Consider the following 22,359-nt stretch of genomic DNA (forward strand, 5'->3'; position numbering starts at 1 on the left):
CCCGATGACCAACCCCCGTGAGGTCCAGCTCAAGAGCCGTCCCGTCGGCTGGCCCACCCATGACGACTTCGCCCTCGTCGAGAGCGCGCACGTCGACCTCGCCGACGGCCAGGTCCGTGTCCGCAACGAGGTCATGTCGGTCGACCCCTACATGCGCGGCCGCATGAGCGACGCCAAGTCCTACGCCGAGCCGTACGCGCTCGGTGAGGCCATGCACGGTGGCGCCGTCGGTGTCGTCACCGAGTCCCGTGCCGAGGGCGTAGCCGTCGGCGACCACGTGCTCCACGGTCTCGGCTGGCGCGAGGAGGCCGTCGTGGACGGTTCCGCCGTGCGTGTCGTCGACACGGCAGTGGCCCCGGCCTCGGCCTACCTCGGCGTGCTGGGCATGACCGGCCTGACGGCATACGCAGGCCTGACCCGCGTCGCCGGGCTCAAGGAGGGCGACGTCGTCTTCGTCTCGGGCGCCGCGGGCGCCGTCGGCAGCGTCGTCGGCCAGGTGGCCAAGGCGCTCGGAGCCAGCCGCGTCATCGGCAGCGCCGGCTCCGACGAGAAGGTCCGTCACCTCATCGACGACCTCGGCTTCGACGCCGCCTTCAACTACAAGGACGGTCGCGTGTCCGACCTGCTCCGCGAGGCGGCGCCCGAGGGCATCGACGTCTACTTCGACAACGTCGGCGGCGACCACCTCGAGGCCGCGGTGGGGTCGCTCCGCCTCGGCGGGCGCATCGCGATCTGCGGCGCGATCTCGGTCTACAACAACACCGAGGCCGCCCCCGGCCCGCGCAACCTCGCGCGTCTGATCCAGACGCGCGGCACGATCACCGGCTTCCTCGTAGGGGACCACTGGGACCTCGCCGGCGAGTACGCCCAGCGCGCCGCGGGCTGGATCGCCGACGGGACCCTGACCTCCCGTGAGACCTTCAACGACGGGATCGACCACGCGGTCGACGCCTTCCTCGGCGTCCTGCGCGGCGAGAACGTCGGCAAGATGCTCGTGCGCCTCTGACGCGACGAGGACCGCACGGAGGGGGCGGGTGCCACGGGCACCCGCCCCCTCCGGCATGCCGGTCCGTCAGCTGCCGAGCAGCTCCTTGGCCTTGTCGGCGGGCAGCAGGTCGTGACGCAGGGGTTCGCGCACGAACGAGCCGGTGCCGTGCGACACCGACCGGAGGTCGATCGGGTAGCGGGACAGCTCCGCCGAGGGCACCTCGGCGTGCACGACCGTCCAGCCGCCCTCCGGCCCCATCCCGTCGGCCGGCTCCGTGCCGAGCACCTGCCCGCGCCGCCCGCGCAGGTCGGACATCACGGCGCCGAGGTACTCGTCGGCGATGGTGATGTCGACCCGGTCGATCGGCTCGAGCAGCGCCATGGTCGAGGCGTTGGCCGCCTCCTTGAGCGCGAGGGCCGCCGCGGTCTGGAAGGCGACGTCGGAGGAGTCCACCGAGTGCGCCTTGCCGTCCGTCAGGGTGACCCGGACGTCGACGACAGGGTGACCGGTGAGCAGGCCCTTCTCCAGCTGGAGGCGGGCCCCCTTCTCGACCGACGGGATGAACTGGCGCGGCACAGCACCGCCGACGACCTTGTCGACGAACTCGAAGCCCGAGCCGCGGGGGAGCGGCTCGATGTCGATCGAGCACACGGCGTACTGCCCGTGGCCGCCGGACTGCTTGACGTGCCGACCCTGCACCGAGCACCGGCGCACGAAGGTCTCGCGCAGCGACGTGCGGTAGGGCTCGGCCGTCACCGTGACGCCGTAGCGGTCGGCCAGCTGACCGATGAGGTCGTCGACGTGGGCCTGGCCCATCGTCCACAGGACGACCTGGTCCGTCTCGGTCGAGTGCTCCATCCGCATCGTCACGTCCTCCGCGACGAGGCGCTGCAGGGCGCCCCCGAGCTTGTCGTCGTCGGACTTCGTCGCCGCCCGGATGGCGACGGGCAGCTGGGGCTCGGGCAGCAGCCATGGCGCGACCACCGCCGGCCGGTCCGGCGAGGAGAGCGTGTCCGACGTCTCGGCCCGGGTCAGTTTGGTCACGAGCGCGAGGTCACCGGCGATGGCCGTGCCGCGCGGCCGGTGCGTGTCGACGAACGGTGAGGCGAGCGGCCCGACCCGCTCGTCGTCGTCGTGGGCGGGGTGGCCGGCGACCTCGTGCCCGACGAAGTCGCCGAGGTGCCCCGACACGTGCACGGGCTCGTCGACGCGCAAGGTGCCGGAGAAGACGCGCACGAGCGACAGGCGGCCGACGTAGGGGTCGGTCGTCGTGCGCACCACCTCGGCGACGAGAGGCTGGGACGGGTCGCACGCGACGCCGTTGATCGCACCGCCCGCGGGGGTGGTGACGCTGGGGAGCGGGTGGACGGTCGGGTCGGGGAATGCCCGCTCGACCATCCCGAGCAGCTCCTCCACCCCGGCACCGGAGAGCGGCGAGACGGGGACGATGGGGAAGAAGGTGCCCTGGGCGATGGCGGCGCGCAGGTCGGCGAGCAGGGCCTCGGTGTCGATCTGCTCACCCTCGAGGTAGCGGTCGAGCAGCGTCGCGTCCTCGGACTCCTCGATGACGGACTCGATGAGGGCCGCCCGGGCGTCCTCGTGCTCCTCGGACGTCTCGCCGGTGAGCAGTCCGACGACCCCCGTGACCGACCCGTCGTGGACGACGGGCCAGTGCGTGGCGCGCGCGTCCCCGAAGGTGCGGCGGCACGTCTCGACGGTCGCCGCGAAGTCGGCGCGGGGCTGGTCCAGGTGCGTCACGACGACGGCCCTCGGCATGCCGACGGCAGCGCACTCGCGCCACAGCAGCGACACCGGGCGGTCGATGTCGTCGGCGCCGGACACGACGAAGACCGCGGCGTCGGCGGCGCGCAGGCCGGCTCGCAGGTCACCGACGAAGTCGGGGTAGCCGGGGGTGTCGAGCAGGTTGAGGGTGACCGAGCCGGAGGAGAAGGAGGCCGCCGTCAGGGTCGTCGTGCGCACGTGGTCGCCGGCGCCGGTGCGCTGACCGGGGACCCGCGCTGCGACGAGCGCCTCGAAGAGTGCGGTCTTGCCGGCCCCGCCGGGTCCGACCAGCACGACGTTGCGGATGTCCTGCGGCGAGGCGGGGTTGGGGGCCGCAGGAAGGTCTGATCTGCCGGGCGTCTTTGCCATGCCCCCACCCTTCTCCTGTCCCACGGTCGTCACAAGACCTCTGGCGTATGCCGCGTGCCACCTGGCGGGCACGGGCGCGGTGAGGACGTGGGCGGGTGGCGACCACGGGGTGGGTGGCGACCACGGGGTGTGTGGCCGCACCGGTGCCGGGAACCCGGGTGCGTGCCGTCGGTGGGAGGTGGCAGGCTTCGTGCCATGGATCTGGGGGCCTACCGGCCGGTGCTGGCCAACCGCGACACGCGGTCGGCCCTGCTGCTCGGCTTCCTCATCCGCGTCCCGATGTGGGCGGGCGCCGTCATCCTCACCCTCCACGTCGTGTCCTCCCTCGGCCGCAGCTACGGCGAGGCCGGGCTCGTCACCGCGGCGTCGACGGTCGCCGTCGCCGTGTCGGGGCCGTGGCGCGGGCGGCTGCTCGACCGGATCGGTCTGCGCCGCACCGTCGGGCCGTCGCTCGTCGTGCAGGTGGTCTGCTGGTCGATCGCGCCGTGGGTCGGCTACGCGCCGCTCATCGGGTTCGCGGCTCTTGCCGGGCTCTTCGTCGTGCCGACCTTCTCGATCCTGCGTCAGGTCATCATCCGCTCGGTGCCGGTCGGGCAGCGGCGCACGGCCCTCTCGCTCGACTCGTCGGCGACCGAGCTGTCGTTCATGGCGGGCCCCGCCATCGGCGTCTGGCTGGCCACCTCGTGGGACACCGGCTGGGCACTGCTCGTGTGCGAGCTCACCTCGGTCGCAGCGGGGTTCGTCCTGTGGCTCGTCAACCCACGGCTCACCTCGGACGACGACGGCGCCGCGCCCACCGCCGACCGGTCGGACGACACGACCAGCGTGCCGACGGGGGAGCGCGTCGCGCTCGACGAGGTGGGCGAGGCCGGGCGCGCGGAGGCCATCGCCTCGGGCGCCGCGCTGGCCGACGACACCCCGCCCGGGCGCGCGGTGCGAGGGTTCATCACCCTGCCCGTGGCCGCCGTCTACCTCGCCGCTGCCTGCTCGACGCTCGTGCTCAGCGGGACCGACGTCTCGATCGTCGCTGCGCTGCGCTTCTTCGGGGCCACCGGCTCGATCGGCTGGGTCCTCGCGCTCTGGGGTGCGGGTTCCCTCGTCGGGGGGCTGGTCTACGGCGCGTGGCACCGCTCCTTCTCGGTCTTCTGGCTGCTCCTCGGCCTCGCCGCCACCACGGCTCCCGTGGCCCTCGCGGTCGGCGTGCCCAGCTTCGCCGTGCTCATCACCGTCTCCGGCCTCCTCTGCGCCCCGACGATCACCGCCACCGTCGAGCAGCTGAGCCGCCAGGTCCCCGAGCGCTTCCGCGGAGAGATGATGGGCTGGCACGGCTCGGCGATGACTGCCGGCTCGGCCGTGGGGGCGCCCGTCGCGGGCTTCGCGATCGACCGGGGCGGCTGGCCGTACGGCTTCCTGGTGGTGTCCGCCCTCGGTGTCCTCATCGCGGTGGCGGGCCTGCTGGGCTCCAGGGCCGGCCGTCGGGCGCGCGCTTCAGCTGGTCCTGATGCCCAACCGGCGCAGCCGACAGCCCCGGCCCCTCCGGCCTCTCCTGCTGTCACCGATGGCGCCGATTCGGAGCACGGGCTCCCGGCTGCTAACATCGATCACTGACCAGCCGTCACCATGCTCCCGCTCCGGCGGAGGCCGGTGACGACGTGCAAGAGAAGCTCGCTTCCACCCGCGTCGACCTCACGGTTGCCGGGTCAAGGTCTGCTCGACCGGTTGCCGCCCGCGGCACGCCTGCCGAGCCGTGTGACGAGACGGCGACCGTCCGGCATGCGCGACCCTTGGGCTTCCCGTGCACACACGGGGAGCCCTTTTCTCGTTGTGGTCGCAGCAGGACAGGAACCTCCCGTCTGGTCACACCATTTCTCGAAACTTAGGAGCACCACATCAGCGAGCCTCGCATCAACGAGCGCATCCGGGTCCCGGAAGTGCGCTTGGTTGGCCCCAACGGCGAGCAGGTCGGCATCGTCCGCGTCGAGGACGCGCTGCGTCTGGCCGAGGAGGCGAACCTCGACCTCGTCGAGGTGGCCCCCATGGCCAAGCCGCCGGTCGCCAAGCTCATGGACTTCGGCAAGTTCAAGTACGAAGCCGCCATGAAGGCACGGGAAGCGCGCAAGAACCAGGTCAACACCGTCATCAAGGAGATCAAGCTCCGCCCGAAGATCGACCCGCACGACTACGGCACCAAGAAGGGCCACGTCGAGCGGTTCCTCAAGGCGGGCGACAAGGTCAAGGTGACGATCATGTTCCGAGGCCGCGAGCAGTCGCGGCCCGAGCTCGGGCGCCGTCTGCTCGAGCGCCTCGCCGAGGACATCGCCGAGCTCGGCTTCGTCGAGTCGGCCCCGAAGCAGGACGGCCGCAACATGATCATGGTGATCGGCCCGACCAAGAAGAAGGCCGAGGCCAAGGCCGAGCAGCGTCGCTCCCGCGAGCAGCACGACCAGCGCCCCGCCGAGCCTGGGACCACGGAGACGACGGACGCCACGACGACGGACGCCACGCCGGCCCCGGCCGACGAGCAGCCGGCGGCCCAGGCCCCACAGACCGACCAGGCCACCGCCGCCGCCGAGTGATCGGCCGGCGGTGACCAGCCGGAGGCGCGAGCCCAGTCTCGAGCAACCGGCCCGACACACCACGTGCGTCCACTGACGCACGCAACACGAAGGAGATCGGCCCCCATGCCGAAGATGAAGACGCACAGCGGTGCGAAGAAGCGTTTCCGCCTGACCGGCACCGGCAAGGTCATGCGCGAGCAGGCCGGCGGTCGCCACCTGCTCGAGCACAAGTCGAGCAAGAAGATGCGTTCCATCGCGAACGACGTCGAGCTCGCCAAGCCGGACGCCAAGAAGGCCAAGAAGCTCCTCGGCAAGTGAGCCGGGACCCCCACCCATCAGCACTTCGCTGAGCAGCCGGGTCCCCGGTAGGCCAGCAGCAGCAAGCACTGCGTCAAGCAGAGAAGGAGTATTCACGTGGCACGCGTGAAGCGGGCGGTCAACGCCCAGAAGAAGCGTCGGGTCGTTCTCGAGCGCGCCAGCGGTTACCGCGGCCAGCGCTCGCGTCTGTACCGCAAGGCCAAGGAGCAGGTCACCCACTCGCTGGGTTACGCCTACCGTGACCGTCGCGCCAAGAAGGGCGACTTCCGTCGCCTCTGGATCCAGCGCATCAACGCTGCGGCCCGCGCCAACGGCATGACCTACAACCGGTTCATGCAGGGCCTCAAGGCCGCCGGTGTCGAGGTCGACCGCAAGATCCTCGCGGACCTCGCCGTCAACGACGCGCCGGCATTCGCCACGCTCGTGGAGCTCTCCCGCGCCAACGTGCCCGCCCAGGCGGACGCGAAGGCCGGCGACGCCGCCTGAGCGTCGTCCGACTGCGCACCACACCTCTCGAGCGCCGGGACGCCCCGTGCTGACCAACCCCCGATCCGATCGGGTCAAGGCAGTGCGGGCGCTGTCCCGGCGCTCGGTGCGTGCGCGCACGGGTGACTTCCTCGCCGAGGGGCCCCAGGCCGTCCGCGAGGCGGTCGCTTTCCGCCCCGACCTGGTGCGCGACGTCTACGTGACCCCGGAGGCCGCGCAGCGTCACGCCGACATCGTCGAGGACGCCCGCAGCGCCGACCTGTGGGTCAACGAGGTGACCCCCGAGGTGCTGGCCGCCATGTGCGACACCGAGTCGCCACAGGGCATCGCCGCCGTCTGTCGCGCCGTGGACCGGCCGCTGACCGACGTCCTTGGAGACCTGCCCTCCGACGCCCTCGTCTGCGTCCTGACCAACGTGCGCGACCCCGGCAACGCCGGCACCGTCATCCGGGGGGCCGACGCGGCCGGCGCCGACGCCGTCATCGTCAGCGACGCCAGCGTCGACATCTACAACAGCAAGGTCGTCCGCTCGACCGTCGGCTCGCTGTGGCACCTGCCGATCTCGGTCGGCGCCACCGTGCCGGAGATCCTCGCGGCCCTGCGGTCCCGGGGCGTCCGGCTGCTCGCCGCAGACGGTGCCGGAACCACCCTGCTGCACGACGCCGACCTGTCGGGCGCCCACGCCTGGGTCATGGGCAACGAGGCCTGGGGCCTCCCGGTCGAGGTGCGCCAGGAGTGCGACGACGTCGTCCGCGTGCCCATCCACGGCCACGCCGAGTCGCTCAACCTCGCCATGGCGGCGACGATCTGCCTCTACGCCTCGGCCGAGGTGCGTCGGACCAGCCGCTGAGGGCGTCCGGTCTCGAGCGGGCACGAGCGGACGCGCGGACACAGCTGAGGCTGCGGACGACGGCGCCGTCCCTGATGTCCTTGATGTCCACAATGTCTTGGATGTCGTGAAGGGCCCGTCACCCTGTCACCGGGGGACCGGTGGCTATCCTCGGGCCATGACCTCCGTCGACGGGCCCGGTGCGCTGCGGCCCGGGGCGGCGACGGACCCCGTCGCCGAGATGGCCGAGCTGCTGCCCGACGGGCTGGTCGTCGTCGGGAGCGACCGGCGCATCCACTTCGCCAATGCCGAGGCGTTGCGCATCCTCGACTGCGAGGCCTCCGCCCTCGTGGGACGGCCGCTCTCCGACGGCCTGCCCCTCACCGACAAGTACGGCCGCGACTGGTGGGCCCACAGCGACCCGTGGAACGGTCCGGCGAGCCGCCCCGGGCACCGCGAGAAGCTCCTCGTCGCCCCGAAGGGCCACGACGTCCTCGTCACGGCCCGCTACCTCAGGTCCGACGGCGGCCACACCGTCGAACGCGTCGTTCTCGGCCTCCGCGACGCCGAGGACCGCATGCGCGCCGAGCGCGACCAGGCCACGGTGCTCTCGACGGTCGCACACGAGCTGAGGGCGCCCCTGACGTCGGTCACGGGCTTCACCAGCAGCCTGCTGCGGCGCTGGGACCGCTTCTCCGACGAGCAGAAGCGCCTCATGATCGAGACGATCGAGTCCGACGCGACCCGCCTGACGCGGCTCATCACCGAGCTGCTCGACATCTCCCGGCTCGACTCGGACAGCCTGAACCTCCGCCTCGGCCCGGTCGACCTGCACGACCTGCTGACGACCCACGTCGTGCGCTACGAGCTCGGGCGCTCCACCGGCACCGTCGAGCTGCGTCTCGGTGGACTGGCCCGTGAGCACGGGCTGCCTCCCATGTGGGCCGACACCGACCGCCTCGAGCAGATCTTCTTCAACCTCATCGAGAACGGCCTGCTCCACGGTGCCGGCAAGGTCACGGTGACCCTCGACCGCGCCGGGGCTCTCGGCGACGCACCCAAGTCGGTGGTCGTGGAGGTCGAGGACGAGGGGGACGGCATACCCCCGTCCGACCGCGAGAAGATCTTCGGCCGCTTCTGGCACGGGCCGTCCAACGCGAGCACGGGCCTCGGCCTCTACGTCGTGCGGGGGCTCGTCGAGGCCCACGGCGGCTCGGTGCACGTCACCGACGGCGAGACCGGTGGAGCGCGCTTCGTCGTCGCCCTCCCGGCGGGTCTCCCCGCCGTCGTCGGCAGCTGAGCCACCGCCCCGGCGGGACGCTCGGCCGGCCACGCCGGGCGCGCCCCTAGACTGGGCAACCGCACGACAGCCACCGAGAACCCGAGCGAGAGCAGCGAACGCACGCCGATGTCCGGACCCAACACGAACTACGACCCGGTCGAGGTCTCCGCGCTCGACCCGGCGAACGTCGATGCCGCGGTGCAGGAGGCGCTGACCGCCATCGCGGCGGCCGCCTCCCTCGACGACCTCAAGGCCGTGCGCATCGCGCACCAGGGGGAGAAGAGCCCGCTGGCCCTCGCCAACCGCGAGATCGGCGCGCTCCCGCCCAGCGCCAAGGCCGAGGCCGGCAAGCGTGTCGGTCAGGCCCGTGGCCGCGTGGCGCAGGCGCTCAGCGCCCGCCAGGCCGAGCTCGAGGCCGAGCGTGACGAGCGCATCCTCGTCGAGGAGCGGGTCGACGTGACCATCCCGGCGCTGCGTCGCCAGCTCGGCGCGCGCCACCCCATCGAGCTCGTCGCGCAGCGCCTCGTCGACGCCTTCGTCGGGATGGGCTGGGAGGTCGCGGAGGGTCCGGAGCTCGAGAGCGAGTGGCTCAACTTCGACGCGCTCAACCTCGGGCCGGACCATCCGGCCCGGCAGATGCAGGACACCTTCTTCCTCGACCCGGTCGACTCCGGGCTCGTGCTGCGCACGCAGACCTCCCCGGTGCAGATCCGGACGATGCTCGAGAAGGAGCCGCCGATCTACATCGTGGCCCCGGGCAAGGTCTTCCGCACCGACGACCTCGACGCGACGCACACGCCGGTCTTCCACCAGATCGAGTGCCTCGCCATCGACAAGGGCCTGACGATGGCCCACCTGCGCGGCGCGCTCGACGCGTTCGTCCGCATCATGTTCGGCGAGGAGACGCGCACCCGCGTCCGGGCCAACTACTTCCCGTTCACCGAGCCCAGCATGGAGACCGACTTCCTCTGCTTCGCCTGCCACGGCGAGGAGACCTGGGGGAGCGCCGAGCCGTGCCGCACCTGCGGCGGCTCGGGCTGGATCGAGCTCGGCGGCTCCGGCATGGTCAACCGCAAGGTGCTGCGCACTTGCGGCATCGATCCCGACGTCTACTCCGGGTTCGCGTTCGGGCTGGGCATCGAGCGGGCGCTCCAGCTGCGTCACGGGGTCCAGGGGATGCACGAGATCGTCGAGGGCGACGTCCGCTTCTCGCAGCAGTTCGGGATGGGGGTCTGACATGCGTATGCCGCTCAGCTGGCTCGCCGAGTACACCGACCTCGCGCCCGGGGCCCGGGGTGCCGACGTGGCCGCCAGCCTCGTGCGCGTCGGCCTCGAGGAGGAGGACCTCCACGGTGGCGACATCACGGGTCCGCTCGTCGTGGGCCGGGTCCTGTCCTTCGAGCTCGAGCCGCAGAAGAACGGCAAGACGATCCGCTGGTGCACTGTCGACGTCGGCCAGAACGGCCAGATGCTGACCGAGGGCAAGCACCAGGAGATCGTCTGCGGCGCCCACAACTTCGAGGTCGGTGACCTCGTCGTCTGCGTCCTGCCCGGCGCCGTGCTGCCCGGTGGCTTCGCCATCGCCGCGCGCAAGACCTACGGACACGTCTCCAACGGCATGATCTGTGCCGAGGACGAGATCGGTCTGGGTCACGACCACGAGGGCATCATCGTGCTCAGCCGCCTGCTGGGCGACGAGAAGGTCGCGACGGTGCAGCCGGGCGACGACGCCATCGCGCTGCTCGGTCTCGGTGAGGAGACCGTCGAGACCAACGTGACGCCCGACCGCGGCTACTGCTTCTCGGTGCGGGGCCTGGCCCGCGAGTACTGGCACGCCCAGGGCAGCCCCGAGGGCGGCTACCGCGACCCGGCCGACATCGCGGCGCCGGGGGCCAACACCGGTGGCTACGCCGTCGAGCTCAAGGACGACTCGCCGATCGAGGGCAACGACGGCTGCGACCGCTACGTCGCCCGCATCGTGCGCGGCATCGACCCGACGCGCCCGTCGCCGGCGTGGATGAGCAAGCGGCTGACGCAGATGGGCATGCGGCCGATCTCGCTCGCCGTCGACGTCACCAACTACGTCATGCTCGCGCTCGGCCAGCCGTTGCACGCCTTCGACGTCGACCGGCTGTCCGGTTCGATCGTCGTGCGGCGGGCCCGCGGCGGCGAGAAGCTGACGACGCTCGACGACGTCGAGCGCACCCTGCACCCCGACGACCTGCTCATCACCGACGGCGGCGAGCAGCCGCTCGCCATCGCCGGCGTCATGGGCGGGGCGCCCTCCGAGGTGTCCGACTCGACGACCGACGTCCTCATCGAGTCGGCGCACTTCGACCCGACGACGGTCGCCCGCTCCTCCCGCCGGCACCGGCTCATCACCGAGGCGTCCAAGCGGTTCGAGCGCGGGGTCGACCCCAAGGTCACGGCTGCGGCGGCGCAGCTCGCCGTCGACCTGCTCGTCGAGCACGGTGGCGGCACCGTCGACGACGGCGTGACCGACGTCGACCGCACGACGGAGCGCACGGCATACCTCCTCGACGTCACCGAGCCGGCGCGCATCGTGGGCGTCGACTACCCGCGCGAGCGCGTCGTCGGCATCCTGCGCGACCTCGGCTGCCGGGTCGACGAGTCCGGCGACGGCACCGACGACACGCACGTGCTCGTCACGCCCCCCTCGTGGCGTCCCGACCTCGTCGACGCACCCGACTACGCGGAGGAGGTCGCGCGGATCGACGGCTACAACAACATCCCGTCGATCACCCCGACCCCCAGCGACGGCCGCGGTCTGACGCACGAGCAGAAGGCCCGCCGGGTCGTCGCCGACGCCCTCGCCGGCGCCGGCCTGACCGAGGTCCTCAGCTACCCGTTCGTCTCCGAGGAGCTCGCCGACCAGCTCATGCTGCCTGCCGACGACGACCGTCGGCACGCCGTCCGGCTCGCGAACCCGCTGTCCGAGGAGCGGCCGCTGCTGCGCACGTCGATCCTCGCGAGCCTCGTCGACACGTTGCGCCGCAACGTCGCCCGTGGCCACAAGGACGTCGCGGTCTACGAGCTGGGACTCGTCTTCCGACCGGGGGGCGCCATCGGCACCGCGCCGATCCCGGGGGTGGCCTCCCGCCCTGACGCCGAGACGCTCGACCGGCTGTATGCCGCAGTGCCCGACCAGCCGCGCCGCGCCGGCATCCTCGCGACGGGCCAGGCGGAGCACGCGGGCTGGTGGGGTCCGGGACGCGCCGCCGACTGGAGCGACATGGTCGCTGCCGTGCAGACGGCGGCCGCGGCCCTCGCGGTGCCGGTCGTCGTCGCCAACGACCCGGGCCATGCCCCGTGGCACCCGGGTCGCTGCGCGCGGGTCACGCTCGCCGACGGCACCCTCGTCGGCCACGCGGGTGAGCTGCACCCGAAGGTCGTCGCCGCCCTCGACCTGCCGCCGCGCACGGTGGCGGCGGAGTTCGACGTCGACGTGCTCGTGGCCGCCAGTGCCGAGCCCGTCCAGGCCCGCGCGTTCTCGTCGTTCCCGCCGGCGATGACCGACATCGCGCTGCTCGTCGCGTCCGACGTGGCCGCCGCCGACGTCGAGGCCGCCCTGCGCTCCGGCGCGGGGGAGTCCCTCGAGTCGGTCGTCCTCTTCGACGTCTACGAGGGGGAGCGCATCGAGGCGGGGCATCGTTCCCTCGCCTACCGCCTGACCTTCCGGGCGGCCGACCGCACGCTGACGACCGACGAGGTCAACGGGTTCCGCGACGCGGCGGCGGTGGCCGCGGCCACGGCGACGGGGGCCGTTCAGCGCTGAGACCCTGAATGCACGAATATGCATTGATGTGTATAGTCATGCATTGTGATCAGGGCAGCAGTGGCGGGGGCGAGCGGCTACGCCGGAGGAGAGATCCTCCGGCTGCTGCTCGCCCACCCGCAGTTCGAGGTCGGGGCCGTCACGGCCGCCAGCAGTGCGGGTGAGCGACTCGGGGGCGTCCACCCGCACCTGGTCCCGCTCGCGGACCGCGTGATCGAGCCGACGACCGTCGACACGCTGGCCGCCCACGACGTCGTGTTCCTCGCGCTGCCACACGGTCACTCGGGTGCCCTTGCCGCACAGCTGCCCGAGGAGGTCGTCGTCATCGACTGCGGCGCGGACTTCCGCCTCGAGTCCGAGTCGGCCTGGACCTCCTTCTACGACACGGGGTATGCCGGGTCGTGGCCCTACGGCCTCCCCGAGCTCCCCGGGCCGGCCGGCTCGGTGCAGCGCCAGAGGCTCGCCGGTGCACGCCGCATCGCCGTCCCCGGCTGCTACCCGACCGGCATTTCGCTCGCGCTGGCGCCCGGCTTCGCGGCCGGTCTGCTCGAGGCGCAGGACGTCGTCGTCGTCGCGGCCTCCGGCACCTCCGGCGCGGGCAAGTCCCTCAAGCCCCACCTGCTGGGCAGCGAGGTGATGGGCTCGATGTCGCCCTACGGCGTCGGCGGCGGCCACCGGCACACCCCGGAGATCGAGCAGAACCTCTCTCGCGCTGCGGGAGAGCCGGTCACGGTCTCGTTCACGCCGACCCTGGCGCCGATGCCCCGGGGGATCCTCGCCACGTGCACGGCGCGCCTGCGTCCGGGCGTTGACCCCGCTGCGGTTCGCGCCGCCTGGGAGTCGGCCTACTTCGACGAGCCCTTCGTCCACCTCCTGCCCGAGGGTTCCTGGCCCGCGACGGCCTCGGTCGTCGGCAGCAACCACGTGCAGCTCCAGGTCGCCGTCGACGAACGGCTCGGCCGCGTCGTCGTCGTGTCGGCCATCGACAACCTCACCAAGGGCACCGCGGGTGCAGCCGTGCAGTGCGCCAACCTCGCCCTGGGCCTCGAGGAGACCCTCGGCCTTCCCATCGCAGGAGTCGCGCCGTGAGCGCTCGTCCGACCGTCCACCTCCCCGCCGGCTTCCGGGCCTCCGGTGTCACCGCCGGCCTCAAGGCGAGCGGCACCCCCGACCTCGCGCTCGTCGTCAACGACGGCCCCGACCACCACGCGGCCGCGGTCTTCACGACCAACCGCGTCGAGGCGGCGCCGGTGACGTGGTCGCGCCAGGTCGTCGCCGACGGCCGCGTCGACGCCGTCGTCCTCAACTCCGGCGGCGCGAACGCCTGCACGGGGACGCAGGGCTTCCTCGACACGCACCGCACGGCGGAGCACGTCGCCGAGGTCCTCGGGGTCTCGGCCGGCGACGTGGTCGTCTGCTCGACGGGTCTCATCGGCGAGCTGCTGCCGATGGACAAGATCACCTCCGGTGTCGACGCCGCGGCCGCAGCGCTCTCCCCGCAGGGCCACGAGGCCGCCGCGGTCGCGATCAAGACGACCGACACGGTGCACAAGGTGGCCGCCCACGCCGGCGCAGGCTGGTCGGTCTCGGGCCTGGCCAAGGGCGCGGGCATGCTCGCCCCTGCCCTCGCGACGATGCTCGTCGTGCTGACCACCGACGCGGTCGTCGAGCAGCACGACCTCGACGCGGCCCTGCGCGCGGCGACCGCGGTCTCGTTCGACCGCATCGACTCCGACGCCTGCATGTCGACCAACGACACGGTCGTCGTCCTCGCGTCGGGCGCCTCCGGGGTAGCCGTCGACCGTGGGGACCTCACCGAGGCGCTGACGGGTGTCTGCTCCGACCTCGCCCGGCAGCTCATCGCCGATGCGGAGGGCGCCGCCCACGACATCGCGATCGAGGTGGCGGGCGCCGCGAGCGTCGAGGACGCGCTCGAGGTGGCCCGCGCCGTGGCCCGCAACAACCTCTTCAAGTGCGCGATCTTCGGCAACGACCCGAACTGGGGGCGCGTGCTCGCCGCGGTCGGCACGACCCGCGCGGACTTCGACCCGGCCACCCTCGACGTGACGATGAACGGCGTCCAGGTCTGCCGGTCGGGCGGCGTCGGGCAGGACCGCACCCTCGTCGACCTCACGGCGCGAGAGGTGCACGTCCTCGTAGACCTGCACGCCGGCGCCGAGACGGCCACGATCTGGACCAACGACCTGACCCACGACTACGTCCACGAGAACTCGGCCTACAGCACATGAGCAGCCCCACGACCCCGGACAGCGCGACGAGCACGACCCCGCCGGGTGGTGACCGTCCGGCCGACCTGCGCGGTCTCATCGACGCCGCCGCGATCCGGGTCGCGGCGGGCAAGGCCGCGACCCTCGTCGAGGCGCTGCCGTGGCTCGAGCGGTTCCGTGGCGCGCTCGTCGTCGTCAAGTACGGCGGCAACGCCATGCTCGACGACGAGCTCAAGGCCGCCTTCGCCGAGGACATCGCCTTTCTGCGGTATGCCGGCCTGCGCCCCGTCGTCGTGCACGGAGGGGGTCCGCAGATCAAGACGATGCTCGAGCGCGTCGGCCTCGTGAGCGAGTTCAAGGGTGGCCTGCGCGTCACGACCCCCGAGGTCATGGACGTCGTGCGGATGGTCCTCACCGGGCAGGTGGGGCGCGAGCTCGTCGGCCTGCTCAACCAGCACGGACCGATCGCCGTGGGACTCTCGGGTGAGGACGCCGCCCTGCTGGGCGCGCGCCGCCGCGGCACCGTCGTCGACGGCGAGGAGGTCGACCTCGGTCTCGTCGGCGACGTCGAGAGCGTCAACCCCTCGGCGATCCTCGACATCCTCGATGCCGGCCGCGTGCCGGTCGTCTCCACCGTCGCCCCGGACCTCGACGTCGAGGGGCAGGTGCTCAACGTCAACGCCGACACGGCCGCGGCCGCGATCGCCGTCGCGCTCGGGGCCGAGAAGCTCGTGGTGCTCACCGACGTCGAGGGCATCTACGCCGGCTGGCCCGACCGCAGCTCGCTGCTCTCGACGATCACCCTGAGCGCTGCCCGCGAGCTGCTCTCGCGCGTCGACCACGGCATGGTGCCCAAGCTCGAGGCCTGCATCCGCGCCGTCGAGGGCGGGGTGCCGCAGACGCACGTCGTCGACGGACGCAAGCCGCACTCGATCCTGCTCGAGATCTTCACCGACGAGGGGATCGGCACCATGGTGCTGCCCGACATCACCGGGTCCGAGCCCGCCCCCGCGGTCCCTGCGACCGACGCGAACCCCGAGGAGACCCCGTGAGCGCGGGCGACGACCTGCTCGGCCGCTACGCCGGCGCCATGGTCCAGGTCTTCGGCATGCCCCAGCTCGTGCTCGCCTCGGGTCACGGGTGCTGGGTCACCGACGTCGACGGCAGGCGCTACCTCGACCTGCTGTCCGGCATCGCCGTCAACGCCCTGGGCCACGGTCACCCGGCCCTCGTGCAGGCGGTCGCCAAGCAGGCCGAGTCGGCGATCCACGTCTCGAACTTCTTCACCTCCGAGCCGGCCATCGCCCTGGCCGAGCGGCTCCTCGCGATCGCGGACGCCCCCGACGGGTCGGGCGTCTTCTTCGCCAACTCCGGCGCCGAGGCCACCGAGGCCGCGATCAAGCTCTCGCGCCGCACCGGACGCAGCCGCATCGTCGCCCTCGAGGGCTCCTTCCACGGACGCACGACCGGGGCCCTCGCCCTGACGCACAAGGCCGCCTACCGCGAGCCGTTCGAGCCCCTCATCCCCGGGGTGGTCTTCGTGCCGCCCAACGACGCCGATGCGCTGCGCGCGGCCGTCGACGACAGCACCGCAGCCCTCTTCGTCGAGCCGGTGCAGGGAGAGGCCGGGGTCCGGGAGCTGACGGCCGACTACCTGCGGCTGGCGCGAGAGCTGACGAGCGCGCACGGCGCACTGCTCGTCGTCGACGAGATCCAGACCGGGGTCGGCCGCACGGGTGACTGGTTCGCCCACCAGGCCGCCGGCATCGTGCCCGACGCGATGACGCTGGCGAAGGGCCTCGGCGGCGGCGTGCCGATCGGCGCCCTCGTCACCTTCGGGCCCGAGGCCACGACCCTGCTCACGGCGGGCCAGCACGGCACGACCTTCGGCGGCAACCCGCTGGCGTGCGCCGCGGGCCTCGCCGTGCTCGACACGATCGAGCGCGACCACCTGCTCGGGCACGTGCGAGAGGTCGGGGCCCTGCTCGACCACCTCGAGGTCGACGGCGTGGTGGGCACCCGGGGAAGGGGGCTGCTCCGCGCGATCGAGCTGGACGGCATACCTGCTCCCGCCGTCATGGCGGCGGCCCGCGAGGCGGGCTTCATCGTCAACGCCGTCACCCCGACCGCGCTGCGCCTGGCGCCCCCGCTCGTCATCTCCGAGGACGAGCTGCAAGGCTTCCTCGACGCGCTCCCGTCGATCCTCGAGGCCGCCCGGGCGGCAGGGGAGGCGGCGCCGTGAGCCGCACCCAGCGCCAACGCCGCATCGCCGCGCTCCTCGGGGCCCACGAGGTGCACAGCCAGGGCGAGCTGTCCGACCTGCTCGCCGCCGAGGGCACCGAGGTGACGCAGGCGACGCTCTCGCGCGACCTCGTCGAGCTCGGCGCCGTCAAGGTGAGGCGCGGGCGCGCGCTCGTGTATGCCGTCCCCGGCGAGGGCGGTGAGGTGGCCGCGGTGGGCTCCATCGGCGATGCCGCCTCGGCCCGGCTGCGGCGCACCTGCGAGGAGCTGCTCGTGTCGGCCGTCGCCGCGGTCAACCTCGTCGTGCTGCGCACTCCACCCGGAGCCGCCAACTACCTCGCGTCGGCCATCGACCAGGCGCGCGACCCCGGAGTGGTCGGCACGATCGCCGGCGACGACACGATCCTGCTCGTCACCGACGGCGCCGAGCAGGCGACCGCGGTGGCCGAGCGTCTGCAGTCCCTCGCCGGCACGCGAGACTGAGCCCTGAGCCGGCCGCCGTGGAGGCGCAGCCAACTCGAACCCGACGACGACGCCGACCACGGTGACGACGCTGACCACGCTGACCACGCACGAGGAGAACCCGCGATGACCGACCCGACCCGCACCAGCGCCACCGAGGCCAGCGACGTCACCGAGGGCGCCGGGAGCGCTGCGGGGGCACCGGCCCGAGTGAGCCTGTGGGGCGGTCGCTTCGCGGGCGGCCCGGACCAGGCGCTCGCGGCACTGTCCAAGAGCACCCACTTCGACTGGCGCCTCGCGCCGCAGGACATCGCGGGCTCGCGGGCCCACGCCCGCGTGCTCCACTCGGCCGGACTGCTGTCCGCCGAGCACCTCACCGGGATGCTCGAGGGTCTCGACGCGCTCGAGGCCGACGTCCTCTCCGGCGCGTTCACGCCCGCAGAGGACGACGAGGACGTCCACACCGCCCTCGAGCGCGGGCTCATCGAACGCGTCGGCACCGACCTCGGTGGCCGCCTGCGCGCCGGACGGTCGCGCAACGACCAGGTCGCGACCCTCTTCCGGATGTACCTCCGTGAGCACGCGCGCGTCGTCGGCGGCCTCGTCCTCGACGTCGTCGACGCCCTCGTGGGCCAGGCCGGCCGGCACCTCGGGGTCGCGATGCCGGGCCGCACCCACCTGCAGCACGCCCAGCCCGTGCTGCTCTCGCACCACCTGCTCGCCCACGCCTGGGCACTGCTGCGCGACGTCGACCGGCTGCGCGACTGGGACGTCCGGGCCGACGCCTCGCCCTACGGCTCCGGTGCCCTCGCCGGCTCGTCGCTCGGACTCGACCCCGAGGCCGTCGCCCACGACCTCGGGTTCGCCCGTGCCGTCGAGAACTCCATCGACGGCACGGCCTCTCGGGACTTCGTCGCGGAGTTCTCGTTCGTGTCGGCCATGACGGCCGTCGACATCTCGCGGATCGCCGAGGAGGTCGTGCTCTGGGCGACGAAGGAGTTCTCCTTCGTCACGCTGCACGACTCGTACTCCACGGGGTCGAGCATCATGCCGCAGAAGAAGAACCCCGACGTCGCGGAGCTGGCCCGGGGCAAGGCGGGTCGTCTCGTCGGTGACCTCGCGGGCCTGCTGACCACGCTCAAGGCGCTCCCGCTCGCCTACAACCGTGACCTGCAGGAGGACAAGGAGCCGGTCTTCGACGCCGTCGACACGCTCGAGGTCCTGCTGCCGGCGTTCTCGGGGATGGTCGACACGCTGACGTTCAACACCGAGCGGCTCGAGTCGCTGGCGCCTCAGGGCTTCGCCCTCGCCACCGACATCGCGGAGTGGCTGGTGCGGCAGGGAGTCCCGTTCCGGGTCGCCCACGAGGTCGCCGGCGCGTGCGTCCGTGAGTGCGAGCCGCGCGGCATCGAGCTGTGGGACCTGACGGACGAGGACTTCGCGCGCATCAGCGAGCACCTGACGCCGGAGGTGCGTTCCGTGCTGTCCGTCGAGGGGTCCCTCGCGTCGCGCGACGCCGCCGGGGGCACGGCGCCCGTCCGGGTGGCCGAGCAGCTCGCGGCGGCGCGAGTCCGTCTGGCCGACGCGCGCGCCTGGACGTCCACGGCTGTCTGACGCGGCGGTTAGCGTGTCGTCGGTGAGTCCCGTCGACGCCCGGCTGCCCCGCGAGTTCTTCGCCCGACCGTCGGTCGAGGTCGCGCCCGACCTGCTCGGTCGTCACCTGTCGTTCGGCGGGGTCGTGCTGCGCCTGACCGAGCTCGAGGCGTATGCCGGTGAGGTCGATCCCGGGTCGCACGCCTTCCGGGGGGAGACGCCGCGCGCCCGCCCGATGTTCGGGCCGGCCGGGTTCACCTACGTCTACTTCACCTACGGGCACCACTGGTGCGTCAACCTCGTCGTCGGGCAGGAGGGTTCGGCATCGGCCGTCCTCGTGCGCGCCGGAGAGGTCGTGGCGGGGCACGACCTCGTCCGCTCCCGCCGCGGTCCCGTGCGCGAGCGTGACTGGGCCCGCGGCCCGGGACGCCTCGGTCAGGCGCTCGCCATGACGAAGGAGCACACCGGCCGCGACTTCTGCCGGCCCCTCGTCGGGGAGCCCATCGACCTCGTCGTGTCCGAGGGCGAGCCGGTCGACCCGGAGCGCGTGCGCGTCGGGCCGCGGGTGGGGGTCAGCGGACCCGGGGGAGACGGGGACGCCTTTCCCTGGCGCTTCTGGGTCGACGGCGACCCGAGCGTGTCGACCTACCGTCCAGGCGTCGTGCGCAGACGCCGCACGTGAGGCGGCTGCCGCGGTCGTTCTTCCGGCGGCCGGTGCTGGAGGTGAGCGCCGACCTGCTCGGGCGGCACCTGGCCCACGGCGGCGTCACCGTGCGGGTCACCGAGACGGAGGCGTATGCCGGCCTCGTCGACCCCGCGTCGCGCGTGCTGAGCCGCCCGACCGCCCACAACGCGCCGGTCTTCGGGGCACCCGGCCACGCGTTCGTCTACTTCACCTACGGACACCACTGGATGCTGTGTCTGGTGACGGGCGAGGTCGGCGTCCCCGAGGTGGTGCTCGTGCGGGCGGGGGAGGTCGTCGACGGTCACGAGGTCGCCGCCGCCCGACGACCCGGTGTCCGCGAGCGGGACTGGTGCCGGGGTCCGGGACGACTGACGAGCACGCTCGGGGTGACCGGTGCCCTCTCGGGGGTCGACCTCTGCGACCGCGACTCGCCGGTCGCTGTCGGTCACGGACAGGGCCTCGGCCACGAGCCGGACGGGCTGCTCCGTACCGGACCCCGTGTCGGTGTCAGCGGTCCGGGCGGCGACGGCACGGCCTACCCGTGGCGGTTCTGGGTCGACGGCGACCCGACGGTGTCGCCGTATCGACCGGGCGTGGTGCGTCCGAGGCGCTGACGCCCGGCATGCGGGACCGCGGGGTACTCGGTGGCCCGCGCCCGACGGCATACGGCAGGCTGTGTCCCGGTGGGCAGGGAGCCCGCCGGGACGAGAGGACACCGATACCCGTGACGGACATCTTCGACGAGCTGCAGTGGCGCGGCCTGGTGGCACAGTCCACCGACGAGGCGGCGCTGCGCGAAGCACTCGCGAAGGGACCCCTCACGCTCTATTGCGGGTTCGACCCCACCGCGCCGTCGCTGCACTTCGGCAACCTCGTCCAGCTCGTGGTGCTGCGGCACTTCCAGCGCGCCGGCCATCGGGTCATCTGCCTCGTCGGCGGGTCCACCGGTCTCATCGGCGACCCGAAGCCGACGTCCGAACGGGTGCTGAAGACCAAGGAGCAGACGGCCGCGAACGTCGCGCGCATCGAGGCCCTCGTGCAGCCGTTCCTCGACTTCGAGGGCGACAACCCGGCGATCCTCGTCGACAACCTGGACTGGACGGCGTCCCTGACGGCACTCGACTTCCTGCGCGAGGTCGGCAAGCACTTCCGGGTCAACCAGATGATCAAGAAGGACGCCATCGCGACCCGGCTCGAGAGCAACGAGGGGATCTCCTACACCGAGTTCAGCTACCAGCTGCTCCAGGGGCTCGACTACCTCCACCTCTTCCGCGAGTTCGGCTGCACGCTGCAGACCGGGGGCAGCGACCAGTGGGGCAACCTCACCGCGGGCGTCGACCTGATCCACCGTGCCGAGGGGGAGGCGGTGCACCTGCTCACCACCCCGCTGCTCACCGATGCGGCCGGCAACAAGTTCGGCAAGTCCGAGGGCAACGCGGTGTGGCTGAGCGCCGACATGACCAGCGCCTACGCCTTTTACCAGTACTTCCTCAACATCGAGGACGCCTCGGTGGTGCAGCTGCTCAAGGTCTTCACCGACCGTTCGGTGGAGGAGGTCGCCGAGCTCGAGCGCCAGGTCGCCGAGGAGCCCTTCCGTCGTGCGGCGCAGAAGACGCTGGCTGCCGACATCACGACGCTCGTGCACGGCAAGTCCGCGACGGAGTCCGTGCAGGCGGCCTCCGAGGCACTCTTCGGCAAGGGGGACCTCGGCGGCCTCGACGCCCAGACCCTGGGTGACGCCACCTCCGAGCTCCCCGGAGCGGAGGTCGCCGTGGGGACGTCAGTCGTGGACGCGCTCGTGGCGGTCGGCCTCGTCGACTCACGCAACAACGCCAGGCGTGCGATCGGCGAGGGCGGGGCGTCGCTCAACAACGTCAAGCTGACCGACCCCGAGCGCGTGCTGGGGGAGGACGACTTCCTGCACGGCACGGTCGCCGTCATCAAGCGTGGACGACGCAACCTCGCGGCGGCCCGCCGGGCGTGATCCGTGCGTGAGGCTGGCTCAGGACGAGCTCGTCGTGACTGCTCGAAGAGCGGATCCCGTTGCAGCACAACGGGATCCGCTCTTCTTGCGTGCACGGGCCGGTCCGGGCGGCGTGGATTTGTGTTTGCCGGGAGGGCCGCGTTAATGTTCTCTTCGTCAGCCCGACAGGGAGGAACGGACGCCACCGCGGAGCGAGTGATCGCGAGCGAAGTTGGCCGGTCCCGGGGTTGACGAGATGGTCTGGGGCACCTGACGCAGTCGGGTAGCCTTGGAGTGCAGGAACCGCCCGTTCTGAGCTGGTCGTCCGGATCGCCCCGATGGGGCTGATCGCGGGTTTGACTGGCCGGGGCAAGGCGGGTAAGTTTGAAGGGTTGCCCCTGAGGCCTCCTCGTTGAGGTGGTTGATGGTGCGTGTCCGATTCTTGAGAACTCAACAGCGTGTCAAAAATCGATGCCAATTACCTCGTGCCGAGGTCTGCATCGCTTCCTGTTCGGGGAGTGGGTGTGGTGTTTCGGAACGAATTATCCTTTGGTTGAAACTGAATGATCAACTCTTTTTGAGCTGGTTGTTCGACTTCAGTCAGGTTTTCGAGCCCTTCATGGGTTCAAAGTTTGCCCGTCTCCTTTTCGGGGGTGGGTGTTTGAACATCAACGGAGAGTTTGATCCTGGCTCAGGACGAACGCTGGCGGCGTGCTTAACACATGCAAGTCGAACGGTGACGATCAAGCTTGCTTGGTCTGATCAGTGGCGAACGGGTG

19 protein-coding genes and 1 rRNA gene are annotated in these 22,359 nt (G+C 72.0%); 19 read left to right on the forward strand and 1 reads right to left on the reverse strand.

The window, feature by feature from the left end; translation table 11 throughout:
• Positions 1-4: 4 nt before the first annotated feature.
• Entirely contained in the window at positions 5-1,006 is a 1,002-nt protein-coding gene (locus ABD297_RS08565) for an NADP-dependent oxidoreductase (RefSeq protein WP_344254452.1), read from the forward strand.
• A 66-nt stretch (positions 1,007-1,072) separates the two neighbouring features.
• Here the strand turns inward: ABD297_RS08565 and ABD297_RS08570 are convergent, their stop codons facing one another.
• A complete protein-coding gene (locus ABD297_RS08570; RefSeq protein ID WP_344254453.1) occupies positions 1,073-3,139 on the reverse strand; it encodes an elongation factor G-like protein EF-G2 in 2,067 nt (688 codons plus the stop codon).
• Positions 3,140-3,334: 195 nt separating this feature from the next.
• Here ABD297_RS08570 and ABD297_RS08575 point away from each other — a divergent pair, with 195 nt between their 5' ends.
• The 18 genes from ABD297_RS08575 to ABD297_RS08660 form a co-directional block, all read left to right on the forward strand.
• A complete protein-coding gene (locus ABD297_RS08575; RefSeq protein ID WP_344254454.1) occupies positions 3,335-4,747 on the forward strand; it encodes an MFS transporter in 1,413 nt (470 codons plus the stop codon).
• Positions 4,748-5,028: 281 nt separating this feature from the next.
• Positions 5,029-5,715 carry a translation initiation factor IF-3 gene (infC, locus tag ABD297_RS08580; protein WP_344254476.1) on the forward strand — a complete coding sequence of 229 codons (687 nt, stop codon included), beginning with the start codon at positions 5,029-5,031 and terminating at the stop codon, positions 5,713-5,715.
• Between the two features lie 105 nt (positions 5,716-5,820).
• Positions 5,821-6,015 (forward strand): 50S ribosomal protein L35, encoded by a 195-nt coding sequence (gene rpmI, locus ABD297_RS08585; protein ID WP_020144695.1) that lies wholly within the window; start codon positions 5,821-5,823, stop codon positions 6,013-6,015.
• Between the two features lie 96 nt (positions 6,016-6,111).
• Complete coding sequence (gene rplT, locus ABD297_RS08590) at positions 6,112-6,501, forward strand: 50S ribosomal protein L20 (RefSeq protein WP_147063660.1); 390 nt, start codon at positions 6,112-6,114, stop codon at positions 6,499-6,501.
• A 46-nt stretch (positions 6,502-6,547) separates the two neighbouring features.
• A complete protein-coding gene (locus tag ABD297_RS08595; RefSeq protein WP_344254455.1) occupies positions 6,548-7,351 on the forward strand; it encodes a TrmH family RNA methyltransferase in 804 nt (267 codons plus the stop codon).
• A 157-nt stretch (positions 7,352-7,508) separates the two neighbouring features.
• A complete protein-coding gene (locus tag ABD297_RS08600) occupies positions 7,509-8,630 on the forward strand; it encodes a sensor histidine kinase (protein ID WP_344254456.1) in 1,122 nt (373 codons plus the stop codon).
• Between the two features lie 108 nt (positions 8,631-8,738).
• Positions 8,739-9,848 (forward strand): phenylalanine--tRNA ligase subunit alpha, encoded by a 1,110-nt coding sequence (pheS, locus tag ABD297_RS08605; RefSeq protein ID WP_344254457.1) that lies wholly within the window; start codon positions 8,739-8,741, stop codon positions 9,846-9,848.
• 1 nt (position 9,849) lies between these two features.
• Positions 9,850-12,408: a phenylalanine--tRNA ligase subunit beta gene (gene pheT / locus ABD297_RS08610; protein WP_344254458.1), complete on the forward strand. Its 2,559-nt coding sequence runs from the start codon at positions 9,850-9,852 to the stop codon at positions 12,406-12,408.
• Between the two features lie 45 nt (positions 12,409-12,453).
• Positions 12,454-13,497, forward strand: coding sequence for an N-acetyl-gamma-glutamyl-phosphate reductase (gene argC, locus ABD297_RS08615; RefSeq protein WP_344254459.1), 1,044 nt, complete (start codon positions 12,454-12,456; stop codon positions 13,495-13,497).
• Entirely contained in the window at positions 13,494-14,657 is a 1,164-nt protein-coding gene (gene argJ / locus ABD297_RS08620) for a bifunctional glutamate N-acetyltransferase/amino-acid acetyltransferase ArgJ (RefSeq protein WP_344254460.1), read from the forward strand. Before argC ends, argJ begins: the two co-directional genes overlap by 4 nt.
• Positions 14,654-15,688, forward strand: a complete 1,035-nt coding sequence (argB, locus tag ABD297_RS08625) for an acetylglutamate kinase (RefSeq protein ID WP_344254461.1) — start codon at positions 14,654-14,656, stop codon at positions 15,686-15,688. Before argJ ends, argB begins: the two co-directional genes overlap by 4 nt.
• On the forward strand, positions 15,685-16,878 hold the full coding sequence (locus ABD297_RS08630; RefSeq protein ID WP_344254462.1) for an acetylornithine transaminase: 1,194 nt from the start codon (positions 15,685-15,687) through the stop codon (positions 16,876-16,878). Before argB ends, ABD297_RS08630 begins: the two co-directional genes overlap by 4 nt.
• Positions 16,875-17,360, forward strand: a complete 486-nt coding sequence (gene argR / locus ABD297_RS08635) for an arginine repressor (RefSeq protein ID WP_344254463.1) — start codon at positions 16,875-16,877, stop codon at positions 17,358-17,360. The genes ABD297_RS08630 and argR overlap by 4 nt, the downstream gene beginning before the upstream one ends.
• A gap of 105 nt (positions 17,361-17,465) precedes the next feature.
• The gene (argH, locus tag ABD297_RS08640; protein WP_344254464.1) at positions 17,466-18,953 is read left to right on the forward strand and encodes an argininosuccinate lyase; all 1,488 of its coding nucleotides are present in this window, start codon (positions 17,466-17,468) and stop codon (positions 18,951-18,953) included.
• Between the two features lie 22 nt (positions 18,954-18,975).
• Positions 18,976-19,614 (forward strand): DNA-3-methyladenine glycosylase, encoded by a 639-nt coding sequence (locus tag ABD297_RS08645; protein WP_344254466.1) that lies wholly within the window; start codon positions 18,976-18,978, stop codon positions 19,612-19,614.
• Complete coding sequence (locus ABD297_RS08650; RefSeq protein WP_344254467.1) at positions 19,611-20,231, forward strand: DNA-3-methyladenine glycosylase; 621 nt, start codon at positions 19,611-19,613, stop codon at positions 20,229-20,231. The genes ABD297_RS08645 and ABD297_RS08650 overlap by 4 nt, the downstream gene beginning before the upstream one ends.
• Positions 20,232-20,341: 110 nt before the next feature.
• Positions 20,342-21,601, forward strand: coding sequence for a tyrosine--tRNA ligase (gene tyrS, locus ABD297_RS08655; RefSeq protein WP_344254468.1), 1,260 nt, complete (start codon positions 20,342-20,344; stop codon positions 21,599-21,601).
• A 647-nt stretch (positions 21,602-22,248) separates the two neighbouring features.
• Positions 22,249-22,359 (forward strand): 16S ribosomal RNA (locus ABD297_RS08660); the annotation flags it as partial.

Origin of the sequence: Terrabacter carboxydivorans, from assembly GCF_039532035.1 — a bacterium.
GTDB lineage: Bacteria > Actinomycetota > Actinomycetes > Actinomycetales > Dermatophilaceae > Terrabacter > Terrabacter carboxydivorans.

Bases quoted from the DNA above. Each gene is read 5' to 3' on its own strand.
- pheT (WP_344254458.1), top strand. From the start codon at position 9,850: ATGCGTATGCCGCTCAGCTGGCTCGCCGAGTACACCGACCTCGCGCCC.
- ABD297_RS08565 (WP_344254452.1), top strand. From the start codon at position 5: ATGACCAACCCCCGTGAGGTCCAGCTCAAGAGCCGTCCCGTCGGCTGG.
- ABD297_RS08600 (WP_344254456.1), top strand. From the start codon at position 7,509: ATGACCTCCGTCGACGGGCCCGGTGCGCTGCGGCCCGGGGCGGCGACG.
- argB (WP_344254461.1), top strand. From the start codon at position 14,654: ATGAGCAGCCCCACGACCCCGGACAGCGCGACGAGCACGACCCCGCCG.
- pheS (WP_344254457.1), top strand. From the start codon at position 8,739: ATGTCCGGACCCAACACGAACTACGACCCGGTCGAGGTCTCCGCGCTC.
- ABD297_RS08570 (WP_344254453.1), bottom strand. From the start codon at position 3,139: ATGGCAAAGACGCCCGGCAGATCAGACCTTCCTGCGGCCCCCAACCCC.
- ABD297_RS08575 (WP_344254454.1), top strand. From the start codon at position 3,335: ATGGATCTGGGGGCCTACCGGCCGGTGCTGGCCAACCGCGACACGCGG.
- argH (WP_344254464.1), top strand. From the start codon at position 17,466: ATGACCGACCCGACCCGCACCAGCGCCACCGAGGCCAGCGACGTCACC.
- rpmI (WP_020144695.1), top strand. From the start codon at position 5,821: ATGCCGAAGATGAAGACGCACAGCGGTGCGAAGAAGCGTTTCCGCCTG.